We start from the raw sequence: 13,765 nt of genomic DNA on the forward strand, positions 1-13,765 counted from the left end.
TTCATTAATCAACGTCCATTTGTGATAAAATTTACATTTCGTCAACACATTGATGCCCGGAGCCTAATCGTCTATCGAAACATTGTCGAGTCGATCCTGCTTAAAGGAGCTGGCGTCGTGATCGGATTTCTGACGGTTACTCTAACTGTTCAGTATATCAGTGTCAACGACTTTGGTATCTGGATGACCATCACCTATCTAACCAGCTGGTTCAGTTTGGTAGATGTAAGTTTTGGCAATGGACTACGAAACAGCCTGGTGCTCTTTTTTGATACCGGCGACGATGATCAGGCAAAAAAATACGTCAGCACGCTTTATTTTCTTTCGGGCGCGTTTGCCCTAGTACTCTGCGTTGCTTTCGGAATCATTCATTTTTTTCTGGACTGGACTACCCTGCTCAATATCGACAGCAAGCAACCTGCTCTTATCAATACAATCATTACCTATACCTTACTCAGCTTTAGTATACAGCTTCTGCTCAAACCAATCAACTCGATCCTTCTGGCCGATCAACGAGCGTCAGCCGTAGCCTGGATATTGCTTATCGTCAACGTACTGATCATTAGCCTGATTTATATCGCTTCGACCGTACTAGATGAATCGTTGTTGATCATTGCGCACATTTACAATGTGGTACCCGTGCTTGTGTATGGAGGTATTTCCGTGTATTATTTCCGAACGATCTATTCGCGATTAGAACCAAGTATAGCGCACATTGACTTTACGCTGATCCCTAAACTAATCACCGTAAGCGGCCAGTTTTTCTTCCTACAGTTGATTAGTGTTATTGTATTTACCTCGGGTGGGCTTTTTATCTCCTACTATCTGGGTTCTGATAGCGTGGCCCCCTACAGCATCGCGAATAAATATTTCAGTGTGTTACCCTTCATTTATGGGATTTTCATAACGCCCTACTGGTCGGCCTTTACAGATGCTTACGTTAAACACGACACTATCTGGATTAAGGCCACCATTCGACGGCTCAACCTGATTTGTGTTGCCATATCTGGGCTTGCGTTCCTGATGCTTGTAGTCGCCCAGCCTGCATTTTCGGTCTGGATTGGCACCAAAATACAGATCCCAACCGCCCTCTCTGTCTGGCTAACGGCCTATGTCATTAGCTTTGTTTTCCTGAGTAATTACAATTACTTCGTCAACGGAGTTGGGCAAATCAAGCCACTCGTGCAGGCTTCGCTGGCCGGTATTGTCCTGTACTTCCCGCTCAACTACGTGCTCTTTCGTTTTACGGATGCGGGGGCAGCTAGTGTCGTTATTGCCGGTACGATCTGGAATTGTTGTTTGCTAATCGTATGCATGCGGCAATACCGCCAGATAATGGTTACGCTAACCCATGAACCCGCCGTTTATGCTCTTCAGGATTAGCCGACTTACTTACCGAAGCGTTCGATTCGTAAAAAGGCGAATCTGGCAGGTAGCTCAACAGTTCCTCACTCAACTGTATTTCTACCTCAACGGGGTACAATATGGGAAAGGGATGAGAAGCTATGGCGTTCCGGTTGTTGACATTACAGATGGCAGCCAAATGACCGTGGGCAAGTCTTTTGTCCTGGTCAATGGCATGAATTACAGTAACCGAATCGGTCGGCAGCAACCCTGTTTTTTCATTGCGAACCTGGGCGGCAAAATCCAGATCGGCGATCATGTAGGAATGAGTGCTACGGCCCTGGTATGTCATGAGTCGATCACGATTGGCAACCACGTTACCATTGGCGGAAACACGGTCATTTATGACACCGATTTCCATAGCCTGGATGCTGCCCAGCGGGCAGGTTACGCCGATAATGCGCTGGCAGTCACGGCACCGGTACTTATTCAGGATGGAACCTTTATTGGTGCCCACGTTACGATACTGAAAGGGGTTACTATTGGCCGCCATGCGGTGATTGGGGCGGGGTCGGTGGTAACGAAGAGCGTTCCCGCCAATCAGGTCTGGGCGGGTAACCCGGCCCGGTTTGTGAAAGATTTATCTACCGACTCAGGCTCATGAAAAGGTATCTTCTGATCATCGTTTGTTGTCTGGCCGCGCAGCTAACCCCGCTCCTCTACCGGGCTGCCTTCAACTACAATGAGTATTTCATCTATCCTTCTTTCCTGAGCCATACGTTATTAATTGTTCCCATCTTCATCTTATTCCACTTAAAGAATCGCTTTACAAAAACCTTCCTGACTTTTTGGATATTGTGGCTGCACCTTGGTGAGCTTAAAATATTAAACTACTACGCCATCAATCCGTATTACATTTCAATGGATGAAGGGTGTATCATTTATAATCTCTTCCTGATTGCCATGAGCGTCGGGATGCTCCTCCACGATGTAAACCATACCATTCCATCCATCACGCCTGAGCAAGCGGAAAAAGGACGCCCCCTCTTGAATGATTTGACCTGGTTGGAATATCCACTTTTATTTTTCCCGCTGATCTGGTTTATCGACTTCTTCCGCAATGTGGGCTACATCCCCATTTTCTCCGGCAACGACGTAACCGAAAAAATGTACCGTATCGACTACGGCTATGTGTATAATTTTGGCTTCTTCAATTGTGTCTCGTCGTTACTTCTCTACGACCGCTTCCTGAAAAGCACCAGAAAATCCGAGAAAATAATCTGGCTTATCCTGACGATTCTGGCAATTCTCATTACCTCGATTGATAGCAAGCGCTTATTCCTGCTCATATCCATTGCCTCTATTTTTTTCTACGAAAAAATTATAGCGGGCAGATTCACCATCAACCTGCGATCGGTGGGTATGCTTTTCGGAGCGGCCATACTGTATGTGAGTTTACAGAATTTACGACTAGGAAGCAGTGCAGCCTCTCAATTTGCCCGAGAAGGACTCCCGATGGGGGTCGAATTCCGGGAGTACATCCGAGCAGTAAATGAGTTCAAACCGGGCGAAATTCCGGGATATGACCTTACGGCCAGTACACTAGCCAATCTGGTTAATTCTGCCATCTTAAACATAGTCGGTATTAACAAAGCCGATCTGATTACCAAGGATAGTGCCCTAACCTTCATGACTATCTTCGATCCCAATAATACAATGGGGATTCGAACGGGGTTGATTTCGGAACTGTATTTCGCCTATGATTTCTACGGGTTGATTATTATGCTGGTCTTCGGTTATGTGGTTAGCTACGTGGCTTATGCCATGCTAGCTGCACAGATGAAATCCAATATGCTCCTGCTGATTGTCATTTTTTCGTTGCTGATGCTGACCGCCTTTGGGCAAAGTTCAGTAACAGCAGGCTCATTGTGTGTGCTGTTCTATTTACACCTCGTAATTCGGTGGGCCCGACCAACGCGTTACACAAATGACGAGGATTCACTAGATCAGGAAGACCAGCCTTTCGATACACACCCAACGGAAAGTTCTGGTTTGCTTATCCGGTACTATAACCACTGAAGTTATGATCTACGTGGTTATTCCGGTCTATAACCGAAAGCAGTATACCCGAAAATGTCTTGCCTGCCTGAGCGCGCAAACGGAACGTGCGCATACGGTAATCGTTGTTGATGATGGGTCTACTGACGGTACAGCTGAGATGATTCAGGCTGAATTTCCAGAGGTGATTGTCTGTTTTGGAAATGGCTCGCTCTGGTGGGCAGGCGGCACCAATGTAGGCGTACGATATGTACTTAAAAATCTGCCTGTTACAAACAATGACTTCCTATTGACCCTCAATGACGATACCGAAGTAGGCCCCGACTATTTGACTAATTTATTGAAAGCCTACGACCGGAAACGTCCCTGCCTGATTGGTTCAATATCTGTTGATATTCAGGACCCGAACCGCCTGTTGTATGCCGGAACGCAGTTAGACATCTCATTCGCCAAACTACGGGATGTAGCGAAAACCCGCTTCAATCATCAGTACGCAATGCTAGCCACAAACCCGCTTTCCATACCTTCCGATTGCTTGCCTGGGCGTGGCTTATTGATTCCCATAATTGTCTTTAATAAAATCGGGCTATTCGATGAAATCCATTTTCGGCACCATATGGCCGACCTTGATTTTTCGATACGCGCCAAACAGGCAGGCTTCCCTCTATTTGTCGCCACCGATTGTATGGTCTATGAACACGCCGAAGCGACCGGTCTGGTCTACAACAAATCAACCTCGTTACGCCAGTTCTGGGAAGCTTTATTCACGACCCGGTCGCCACTAAACCTCAAAACTCGGTACCACTTCGCCCGAATTCACGCACCAGTTATGCCGCTCTATTTCACATTCGATCTGGTCCGCATTTTCGGAGGATATTTTTACCGGAAAATGCATTAAAGTTGTTCCATTCAGCTCCCACATGGTTATGAAACAGCGAATCAAGGCGTTTATCAAACAACATCCGATGCTCCTAAAGCTAGCGTTAGTGATTCAAACGGGGTCGTTGTTGAAGCCGACGCTAACGAAAAAGATTCGTGGCCAACAAAACAGAATTACGGTTGCTCCATCCGTCTTTTGCGTAAACTGCGTGGTGGATATTGTTGGCAGCAATAACACCATCATCGTAGAGGAAGGGACCCGCCTTAACGGGGTCACGTTCTACATCAGAGGCAATTCAAATCGCATTTTTATTGCCAAACAAGTGCAGTTCAAACGGGCGGGTAGTCTCTGGATGGAGGACGATGGCGGAGAAATCTGGATTGGGGAACGGACCGAAATCGAAGATGCACACGTTGCCGTTACAGAGCCTAACTCCACCATCCAGATCGGCAAAGGTTGCCTACTGGCATACGATATTGATTTGCGTACGGGAGACTCCCATTCTATACTCGATGCCACAACGCAGCGACGAATTAACTATGCCAAAAATGTAGTCATCGACGATCATGTCTGGATAGCAGCGCACTGTAGCATACTGAAAGGGATCCACGTTCGAAAAAACTCCATCGTAGCCACCCGATCGGTATTGACAAAGTCATTTGATCAGGAAGGCATACTTCTTGGCGGCAACCCCGCTAAAATTCTGAAGGAGAACATAACCTGGAATCGGGACCGAATTTACGAAACAGATTAGTGACTACCCTGTGAACCTTTTCTACCAGGACAGCGCTAAGAATCTTAATATATTTTATCGTTACTGCTCTGTGTGACCCCGATGGGGTCAAATGTTTATAGAAATGATCTTCCACTATAAATAGTTGACCCCATCGGGGTCACACAAACTATAGGTCAACTTAACTCTGCTTAATTCCTTGTACGATCAAACAAGTGCCGTTTTGCCCTTGATTAACGTTTCGTACAAACTCATTGTAGCCTGGTAAGATGCTGCTTTAGAATACTGCCCATACTCCATACGACTGGTCCGAGCATATCGCTCCAGCTCTTCGGGTTTTAGTTGGCTCATTTGCTCGATAGCCCGAATGAGGTCATCACTACTGCCCGTTTTGAACAAGATCCCCGTTTTGCCATCTTTCACGATCTGGTTTAGGTTTTCCTGATCCGAACAAATAATAGGCGTTCCGGTTGCAAACGCTTCAAGGATAACGGTGGGCAACCCTTCATACCATACCGACGATACAATGAGTGCCCGACAGTTTTTTAGAGTTTCGAGCACCACCGAGCGTTCTTGCCAGCCTAGTAGCTCCACATGAGGGTGCGTTTTGGCCCTTAAGCTCACTTCTTCCCTTAAGGGACCATCGCCAATGATGCGTAGCTTGAAAGGTGCTTTTCGGGCCGCTTCCAGCAAAATACGAATCCCTTTTTCGGGCGATAGTCGACCAATAAACAGGAAATAGTCCTGCCGCTTTTGAGGATCAGCGTATCCAGCATCGATCACAAAATTCGGCTTTATCACTACCTGAGCGGGTGAAAGGCGCAGGGACGAGGACAGAATTTTCTGACGAGAAAAATCAGTTAGGACAATAAATCGGTCCACACTGCGCCAGATGCCCGTCAGTTTATGAAGCATCGTTATTAGGGTTAGTTGAGCCGATTGCACATGTGAATCGCGGAAGCAGGCATGGCGAATACCCGACAGAGGAACCAGTTGTGTCACGCAAGTTTCGCAGGGCACCTTTCCTTCTCGTACGAGGTAACCGTTTAAACAAAATAAGCGGTAGTTATGTACCGTCATGACGACAGGCACGCCACGCAGCTTGGTCGCTCGGATGACAGACGCGGTAGCAGTATAAAATAGGTTGTGTATGTGTACGACATCGGGCCTGAACCGATCAATGACTTCTTCTGTCAGAGCGGCCGATTTGGTGTTATAAAATGTTCGAGTTGCAGCCCCTAGCTTGTGCGTAAACGACCCTTCGAAATTTTCGTTGGTAAATGTAAGCGTCTCGACCTCTACGCCATACTCACGCAACAGAGCAACTTCCTGCCGAAAAATAGTATCTTCTCCCCCAGCCAACTGGTAAAAGTTATGAATGACTAGTACACGCATATTTATGAGTTCAACGGGTTAGTCATGCCTGAACGAGTTTTCAGGACTGAGGTAGCAGCCATGAGGTATGTTTTCAGCTTATTCCAGGCTCGAACCGGAATACTAAATTTTCGACGAAACCGCCGGGCATAGTCTGGATTGACCACTACAGAGGTAGGCAAGTGAAACTGTCGGGTTACACCCGAATCCAGAACGGTTTTATAGCGATTGTAAACAACCTCCGTCGTTGAATCAATGGAGTCGACACCGATGTTGATCGTTTTGGAAACGGTCGGATAAACGGTTACTCCTTTCGCTTTAAACTCACTATAACACAGACGAATGTCCCAGGCATCAATTTCTTTCGTTTGTGCTCGTGTCAACATACGAACCCGGTCCTGACCATCTTCATTAAACGCCTTTCGAGCTTCTTCGTCGGCAATGAACGCGTCAAAATCGGTCAACTCCCAGTCTACTTTCTGCCAGCGATCGGCCCAAATGGCCCACCCCCAGGCACAGCTTCTTCCGAAGAAATACACATCTGACTCGTAGTCAGTTGGCCGTGGAAATGGAAACGTATACCCCCCTATCGAGAATACCTTGGGGGTATCGGCATACTCTGCCAGACACTGGTTCATGTAATCCAGGAAGTTTCGGCTGGTTATGATATCGTCTTCCAGTACAATCACTGACTTATGTTTCTGAACAACAGACGTTACGCCTGCAATAATCGAATTAGCACATCCCTGATTCTGCCTCTGATAAACCCGATGTACTTGTTTAAATCCGGTTATACGATCTACTAACGCCCGAACAGCGTCAACTTTAGCCGCTTCATCCGCCCGTTCGGGTCTGGGTCCATCCACAAAAACGTACAGCTCACTTTCAGAAGCTAAGTAGTTGTTCTGAAGGGCCGTAAGCGTTTGCTGAAGTTCGTTAACACGCTTAAAAGCGAATAAAACTATTGGGGCTGGCATAGTAGTCGTCAGTCTGACTTCTGGAGAAACCATTGCTTCAGGAGGTAATACACAAACAAGGAATTGGTCATAAAATAGCGTGAGAACAAACGGCGTGGCTCCTGAAGTAACCGATAGATCCACTCTAAACCAGCCAGTTGCATCCAGCGGGGAGCTCGTTTTTGCACACCCACAGTTACGGGCAATGCTCCACCTACTCCAAGCAAAACAGCAGGAATTCGGTGGGATAAACCAGCCATCCACTTCTCCTGCTTTGGGCAACCTAACGCCACAAAAACTAGCCTTGCTCCCGACGCGCTGATGCGTTCCACAATGTCCTCTTCTTCGGTAAACGTAAGGTCTCGGAAAGGTGGAGAATACATACCCGCAATCGACAGGTTAGGGTGGTAATGCCGACAAAAACGAGCGCAGGAGTCAAGAACTTCAGGCGTCGAACCATAGAAATAAACAGACACCTTCTCCGAAGCCGCTTCCTGTAGTAATGTCGGGAGTACGTCTAACCCTGTAATCCGTTCCTGCCGAACGCCGTATAGGAACCGTAGCGCCCAGACTAATGGTACACCATCAGTAGTAGTCCAGGTGGCGGCATTAACCTTATTGGCAAAGGCTGGATCGCGAGTGGCTTCAACAACCATGTGCGCATTGGCAAAACACGCGTAGCCCGAACGGCGTTGGTGAGCCGCTTGCAGTACTTCCTGAATAAACACATGATACGAAACAAGCGTCACCTCCAGACTACCAATTTTCTTCCGAAAAGAGGGCAGTGCTTGTACGTCGGAAGTAATTGAAAATGACATAGTACCGGCGACTAATAACCTAATGATAGTAGACGAAAAATCCACTCAAAGTAACATTCGCCAGGAATTCGCCGGATGGCACATTACTGATAGAAAGCCCATTCGATGAACCTTCTCAATGCAGTTTACTGTACATTTACAAGCAGATGAATTGACCATCTGACATTAGTCTTGCCTTCCACCCAATGAATCGTGTAAATAAATTACTAAGTCACCTGCTTTCCTTATTCCGAAATCAGCCTGGCTCGTCTACTGAACCACCCACTTGCTACTGGCAAACGGATATACATTCTCACCTTCTGCCAGGTGTCGATGATGGAGTTAACAGTCAGGAAGAAGCGCTTATCTGCCTGCAACAATTATCGGCCTGGGGAATTCGTAGAATTATCACGACACCACACGTTAGCCGGGATTGGTATCCAACTACGCAGGCAACCTTGCTCAACGGGCAGGCTATGCTACAAGCTTTAGTGAACGAGCACCAGATTCCATTGGTCATTGAGGTGGCCGCCGAATATCAAGTCGACGAATTATTTCTGGAGCTGCTCCGAGATGACCAGTTACTGAGTTTTGGGAGTCAAAAGTATGTGTTGTTTGAAACGGGATGGGCGGCTGCGCCTACTTTTCTAAACGAAATAATCTTTCATTTACTTACTCAGGGATATCAGCCATTGCTAGCTCACCCTGAACGCTATACGTATTACCACAATGATCTAAAAGCCCTGTCAGATTTGCGCAAGGCGGGCTGTTTGTTTCAATTAAACTGGGGATCTATGACTGGCCGTTATGGTCGAAAAGTGCAAGCGCAGGCTCACCGCTTATTGACGAACAAATGGGTCGATTTTATGGGATCGGATATCCATCGGCCAGCTGATCTGAGTTTGTTTAACCAATTAGTCGCTTCAGCAGATTACCCCCTTCTGGCACAACAACCGCTCCGTAATCAGGCATTGTTCGATGAACTAAATCAAGTTAACTAACCTATTTTACTCTTATTCCGACCTGGCCGCATGTATGGAAGCTATACGCTTTGAAACTGAACCCGGATTTTTTATAACGGCCGATGCCTGGGGTGACCCGGCGAATCCGCCTGTGCTGCTGTTACATGGTGGTGGCCAAACAAGGCATTCGTGGGGCGACACCGCTCGTTGGCTGGCCGATGCAGGCTGGTACGCGATTGCCTTCGATGCACGTGGGCACGGCGACAGCGACTGGTCGGCTGAGGCCCATTATAGTATTGACTACCTGGCCAGCGACCTCCGCTCTATAGTTTCTCAGCTCGATCAGAAGCCTGCTCTGGTAGGCGCGTCGATGGGTGGCATGACGGCTCTGATTGCCGAAGGCGAGCGTCCCGCTGGTACCGAATCCATTTGCACCGCAATTGTTCTGGTCGACATTGCTCCTCGAACCGAGCAAAAAGGCATTGAGCGAATTTTTGCCTTTATGAGCAACAATCAGAACGGATTTGCCAATCTGGATGAGGCTGCCGACGCCGTTGCGGCCTACCTCCCTCATCGTCCGCGCCCATCTGATCACAGCCGCTTAGAAAAAAATCTTCGTCTGCGAAAAGGTCCATCGGGTGAGCTTCGGTATTACTGGCATTGGGACCCAACCATGCTGGCCGTCTGGCGACAAACGACAGACCCCGCCAAGCAGACTCAGAATGAAGAACGCTTGTACAAGGCCGCTCGGGCGCTAACCGTACCCACGCTGATTGTTAGAGGAGGAATCAGTGATGTAGTCAGCGAAAAAGTAATGGCGGAATTTCTGGATGCGGTTCCACACGTGCGCAGCGTGAGTGTTTCCGATGCTGGTCATATGGTTGCCGGCGACTCAAATCATGCGTTCACGAAGGCAGTAATAAACTTTTTAATGAGCGAAAGAGTGAATGAGTGAATGAGTGTGGCACATCAACTGTGTTTCGTATCTTCACTCTCTCGCTCATTCACCCTTTAAGTTTTTCACTCATTCATTCTTTCGCTCATTCACTCATTCACTCTTTATGCCCAAAAACTCCCCCCGTACACTTACTGCCTGGACTTTTTATGATTGGGCCAATTCGGTGCATTCGCTGGTCATCGTGTCCAGTATTTTTCCGGTTTATTTCTCTGCCACTGCGCTCAACGAGACAGGTGGACCCATCATTAACTTTCTGGGCATTTCCATAAAGAACTCAGTTCTGTTTTCGTATACCATCTCGGCTGCGTTTCTGTTTACGGCCCTATTATCGCCCCTTTGCTCAGCCATTGCCGATTATAGTGGCCGGAAGAAAACGTTTATGAAAGTTTTCTGCTATACCGGAGCCATCAGTTGCAGTCTGCTTTATTTTTTCACGAAGGAAACCACCACGTTTGCCATTATCTGCTTCTGGATCAGCCTCATAGGCTGGAGTGGCAGTATTGTATTTTACAACTCCTACCTGCCCGACATTGCCACCGAAGATCAATTTGATCGCGTCAGCGCGCGCGGTTTTTCGATGGGGTATTTGGGGAGTGTGTTGCTCATGATTCTGAACCTGCTGGTGATTCTGAAACGGGAGTGGTTTGGGAATATCTCGGAGGCTATGGCCTCGCGAATTGCCTTTCTCACGGTTGGCTTATGGTGGATCGGGTTCGCGCAAATTCCGTTTAGTCGACTACCCGATGGCGTTAAAAAGGCAACGGATAAAACAGGCAATTACCTGCTCAATGGCTTTAAAGAGTTGCGACAGGTTTGGGCCAGTTTGCAGGAACGCCCGCTCGCCAAACGCTTTCTGGTTTCGTTTTTTGTCTACAACATGGCGGTAATGACCGTTATGTACGTGGCCACCATTTTTGGAAGCGACGAGTTGAAACTACCCGGTCAAAGCCTGATTATCACGATTCTTCTTATTCAGCTGGTCGCCATTCCGGGGGCCTACGGATTTTCCTGGCTATCCGAGCGTATCGGCAATACATATGCCCTGATGACGGCAGTATTCATTTGGATTCTGATTTGTACCGGAGCCTATTTTGTGCAAACCGAGACGCAGTTTTTTGCGTTGGCCGCTGTCGTTGGGCTGGTGATGGGTGGTATCCAGTCGCTGTCTCGTTCAACGTATTCCAAACTCATTCCGGCTACGAGCGATACGGCCTCTTATTTCAGTTTTTACGACGTCATCGACAAGACTTCTACGGTATTTGGTACCCTGGTTTACGGGTTAATCGAACAACTAACGGGCAGCATGCGCAACAGTATACTGGCGCTGTTGGTCCTGTTCGTCATTGGGTTCCTGCTTTTATTGCGAATTCCTTCACAAAAAGTTTACCACACCCATTTGGAAACTGAGGAAGTTTCGTAGTTTTGCAGCCCGGTTGATCAAGACAGCCGGTTTCAAAGGAGGTTAGCTCAGTTGGTTCAGAGCGCTGCTTTGACAGAGCAGAGGTCAGCGGTTCGAGCCCGCTACTTCCTACTAAAATCAAAAACCCCTCAAATCAGTTTGATTTGAGGGGTTTTTGATTTTAAAGTGTATCAAATAACTAAATACACTAATGAATATATCCAAACAAGGGGTACTCTACTAAAACTAAATACTACCATTTATCAAATAAGGCTAATTCCGACTGCATTCACTTGTTGAACTCCTGAAGGAGCCCGAATAATCATTTGATAATCAATATATTACCATTCGATTCACAAGTAACGTGTCAAAATTGTAACAAAAGTTGGTGCATTTGATATATTTGCGGCCGAGGTAGACGTACCACAAAGTACTTGATTTAAGAAGGTTAGCTATTCTAGCCTACTATTGGTCATTGATCATCCTTATATGGCCCGCACTATAACTTTTACTGGAAATACATTACGCCAATACATTTTCGGTATTGATGAACATGAAAGCAGAGAAGAATATGATAAGTACAAAGAGGAGTTCTATTACCATGGAAGTAGTAATAGAAGAGCCCAAAGAAGTATGATGCAAAACAATCCTAATGTAGAGCCAATAGGGTTTTGTATACCATCAGAGTTATATTCTGATTATTACATGTTACATCAATACAGAAATGGTAGCCCTGTTTATGCTAGAATGCCAGAAGAAGATTGGAATGAATACAAAAAACCCCCACAATATATCATTACAGGACGAACATCTTTTGGAGGCCATTATGATTATACTACAGCAGTCATAACTTTAAAGGAATTTAAAACAAGTATACGTATTAGTAATTGCGCATTTATAAATTCTGTCGAAATACACCAACTCGAATCTAGCTCATATATTCATTTTTCAAACTGCATTTTTAATCAACCCATCATAATATTAGAAACGAAAGCTACAAAAATAACTTTCTCTAATTGTGACTTTGTAAATAATAAGATTTCGATTGTGGATTGTGCACTAGAGAAACTTACCATATCAAATTGTAAAAATATCGCTATCACTATTAACAACGATGTTCCACCTGTAAATTCCTACATAAAAATTAACGATTTCGATCATAATATAAAATCGATTTTATTTTCAGAACTCTTTAATGTTGAGTCAATAGACATCAAAGCTGGCAATATAAATAGTATAGAATTCAAAGACTTTATTTCCAGGAAAACTACAATTAATTTAAATGTCGATAACCTTCAAATATCCAACAATACTATAAATAATGAAAAACAAGATTATTTTTTTATTGACGAACTAGCATTTACAATAAATGCTAAAAATGAAAATTTAATCTCATTGCTAGAAAATATACATATTGGAATTTTTACCGTATCTGGCACCTTAAAGAGTTCTACAATAAATATTATAAATACTAAAGTCAATAAATTGTTTATACATGACTTCATCAATGAAGGAAAATTCAGATTCAATGATGTTGAGATTACGGATGAAGGCGAAGGTGAAATAGTAAGATCTCAATTAAGTAAAGCTGAATTTAATTATGTTGATTTTAGTAAGGCAAACAGATTTAAAATATTCTTAAGTAATATAACAGAGATAGTTACAAATAATACCATATTTCCAGTAAATATAGTTGGGAAGGATGAAAATGATTTTAAGGGAATAAGAGAAATATATAGACAACTAAAAAATGCCGCAGGAAAACAAGGAGATAGAATAAACGAATTATACTATGAAAAACTAGAAATGAGTACTCTTGAAAAAATACTAACAAAAAGCAAAAACTGGAATGATAGATTAATACTCTGGTCAAATAAAGTGTCTAATGATTATGGGCAAGATTGGACACTGTCTTTATCAGTTCTTTTGATGGGGAGCCTATATCTATTTGTTACAATTAAATTAACCTTGTATAGTATGCAATTCGATACTCCTCCAACCTTTGAGCATTTAGCACAATATATTAATTTCACATTAAATCCACTTCATAAGTTCTCCGATATTTTCTATAATTATCCTAAAGATATTAATTCTACTCAATTAGGTTTTGCACAAGTTCTCGATGCAATAAGTCGTCTATTTTCTGGATATATGATTTTTCAATTCCTCAAAGCATTTAGAAAATATGTTCGTTAACAAAACTTAATGTGTCAATTAACACTTATTACTAATCTCTCCACTCAATAGTGTGTCCCCTTCTAATAACCGGATTAGGGCGTTTGTGTCGCAAAACAAGCGCTCTTT

12 protein-coding genes and 1 tRNA gene are annotated in these 13,765 nt (G+C 44.9%); 10 read left to right on the top strand and 3 right to left on the bottom strand.

The window, feature by feature from the left end:
* Positions 1-21: 21 nt before the first annotated feature.
* The 5 genes from ACYVGR_RS28245 to ACYVGR_RS28265 are packed head-to-tail and all read left to right on the top strand — an operon-like array spanning position 22 to position 5,036.
* Positions 22-1,383, top strand: a complete 1,362-nt coding sequence (locus ACYVGR_RS28245) for an oligosaccharide flippase family protein (protein ID WP_460963144.1) — start codon at positions 22-24, stop codon at positions 1,381-1,383.
* The gene (locus ACYVGR_RS28250; protein WP_460963146.1) at positions 1,367-2,008 is read left to right on the top strand and encodes an acyltransferase; all 642 of its coding nucleotides are present in this window, start codon (positions 1,367-1,369) and stop codon (positions 2,006-2,008) included. Before ACYVGR_RS28245 ends, ACYVGR_RS28250 begins: the two co-directional genes overlap by 17 nt.
* Positions 2,005-3,423 (top strand): hypothetical protein, encoded by a 1,419-nt coding sequence (locus tag ACYVGR_RS28255; protein WP_460963148.1) that lies wholly within the window; start codon positions 2,005-2,007, stop codon positions 3,421-3,423. Before ACYVGR_RS28250 ends, ACYVGR_RS28255 begins: the two co-directional genes overlap by 4 nt.
* A gap of 4 nt (positions 3,424-3,427) precedes the next feature.
* Positions 3,428-4,300, top strand: coding sequence for a glycosyltransferase family 2 protein (locus tag ACYVGR_RS28260; protein ID WP_460963150.1), 873 nt, complete (start codon positions 3,428-3,430; stop codon positions 4,298-4,300).
* Positions 4,301-4,328: 28 nt separating this feature from the next.
* Positions 4,329-5,036 carry an acyltransferase gene (locus ACYVGR_RS28265; RefSeq protein ID WP_460963152.1) on the top strand — a complete coding sequence of 236 codons (708 nt, stop codon included), beginning with the start codon at positions 4,329-4,331 and terminating at the stop codon, positions 5,034-5,036.
* Positions 5,037-5,222: 186 nt separating this feature from the next.
* Here ACYVGR_RS28265 and ACYVGR_RS28270 read toward each other — a convergent pair whose 3' ends face one another.
* The 3 genes from ACYVGR_RS28270 to ACYVGR_RS28280 are packed head-to-tail and all read right to left on the bottom strand — an operon-like array spanning position 5,223 to position 8,163.
* Positions 5,223-6,410 carry a glycosyltransferase family 4 protein gene (locus tag ACYVGR_RS28270; protein WP_460963154.1) on the bottom strand — a complete coding sequence of 396 codons (1,188 nt, stop codon included), beginning with the start codon at positions 6,408-6,410 and terminating at the stop codon, positions 5,223-5,225.
* A gap of 2 nt (positions 6,411-6,412) precedes the next feature.
* Positions 6,413-7,366 carry a glycosyltransferase family protein gene (locus ACYVGR_RS28275; protein WP_460963156.1) on the bottom strand — a complete coding sequence of 318 codons (954 nt, stop codon included), beginning with the start codon at positions 7,364-7,366 and terminating at the stop codon, positions 6,413-6,415.
* An 8-nt stretch (positions 7,367-7,374) separates the two neighbouring features.
* Complete coding sequence (locus tag ACYVGR_RS28280) at positions 7,375-8,163, bottom strand: WecB/TagA/CpsF family glycosyltransferase (protein WP_460963158.1); 789 nt, start codon at positions 8,161-8,163, stop codon at positions 7,375-7,377.
* Positions 8,164-8,348: 185 nt separating this feature from the next.
* On the opposite strand from ACYVGR_RS28280, the gene ACYVGR_RS28285 reads away from it, so the two are divergent.
* From ACYVGR_RS28285 to ACYVGR_RS28305, 5 genes are all read left to right on the top strand, one after another.
* Entirely contained in the window at positions 8,349-9,143 is a 795-nt protein-coding gene (locus ACYVGR_RS28285) for a tyrosine-protein phosphatase (RefSeq protein WP_460963160.1), read from the top strand.
* Positions 9,144-9,186: 43 nt separating this feature from the next.
* Positions 9,187-10,059, top strand: a complete 873-nt coding sequence (locus tag ACYVGR_RS28290) for an alpha/beta fold hydrolase (RefSeq protein ID WP_460963244.1) — start codon at positions 9,187-9,189, stop codon at positions 10,057-10,059.
* A 106-nt stretch (positions 10,060-10,165) separates the two neighbouring features.
* Positions 10,166-11,482, top strand: a complete 1,317-nt coding sequence (locus tag ACYVGR_RS28295) for an MFS transporter (protein WP_460963162.1) — start codon at positions 10,166-10,168, stop codon at positions 11,480-11,482.
* Positions 11,483-11,518: 36 nt separating this feature from the next.
* Positions 11,519-11,593: transfer RNA gene (locus ACYVGR_RS28300), tRNA-Val, on the top strand.
* 357 nt (positions 11,594-11,950) lie between these two features.
* Positions 11,951-13,657, top strand: a complete 1,707-nt coding sequence (locus ACYVGR_RS28305) for a hypothetical protein (protein WP_460963164.1) — start codon at positions 11,951-11,953, stop codon at positions 13,655-13,657.
* The last annotated feature ends 108 nt before the right edge of the window (positions 13,658-13,765 follow it).

Source organism: Spirosoma litoris (genome assembly GCF_054776755.1).

Excerpts from the sequence above, each read along its gene's own strand:
- ACYVGR_RS28250 (WP_460963146.1), top strand. The coding sequence starts at position 1,367 with ATGCTCTTCAGGATTAGCCGACTTACTTACCGAAGCGTTCGATTCGTA.
- ACYVGR_RS28255 (WP_460963148.1), top strand. The coding sequence starts at position 2,005 with ATGAAAAGGTATCTTCTGATCATCGTTTGTTGTCTGGCCGCGCAGCTA.
- ACYVGR_RS28260 (WP_460963150.1), top strand. The coding sequence starts at position 3,428 with ATGATCTACGTGGTTATTCCGGTCTATAACCGAAAGCAGTATACCCGA.
- ACYVGR_RS28265 (WP_460963152.1), top strand. The coding sequence starts at position 4,329 with ATGAAACAGCGAATCAAGGCGTTTATCAAACAACATCCGATGCTCCTA.
- ACYVGR_RS28270 (WP_460963154.1), bottom strand. The coding sequence starts at position 6,410 with ATGCGTGTACTAGTCATTCATAACTTTTACCAGTTGGCTGGGGGAGAA.
- ACYVGR_RS28275 (WP_460963156.1), bottom strand. The coding sequence starts at position 7,366 with ATGCCAGCCCCAATAGTTTTATTCGCTTTTAAGCGTGTTAACGAACTT.
- ACYVGR_RS28280 (WP_460963158.1), bottom strand. The coding sequence starts at position 8,163 with ATGTCATTTTCAATTACTTCCGACGTACAAGCACTGCCCTCTTTTCGG.
- ACYVGR_RS28285 (WP_460963160.1), top strand. The coding sequence starts at position 8,349 with ATGAATCGTGTAAATAAATTACTAAGTCACCTGCTTTCCTTATTCCGA.
- ACYVGR_RS28295 (WP_460963162.1), top strand. The coding sequence starts at position 10,166 with ATGCCCAAAAACTCCCCCCGTACACTTACTGCCTGGACTTTTTATGAT.
- ACYVGR_RS28305 (WP_460963164.1), top strand. The coding sequence starts at position 11,951 with ATGGCCCGCACTATAACTTTTACTGGAAATACATTACGCCAATACATT.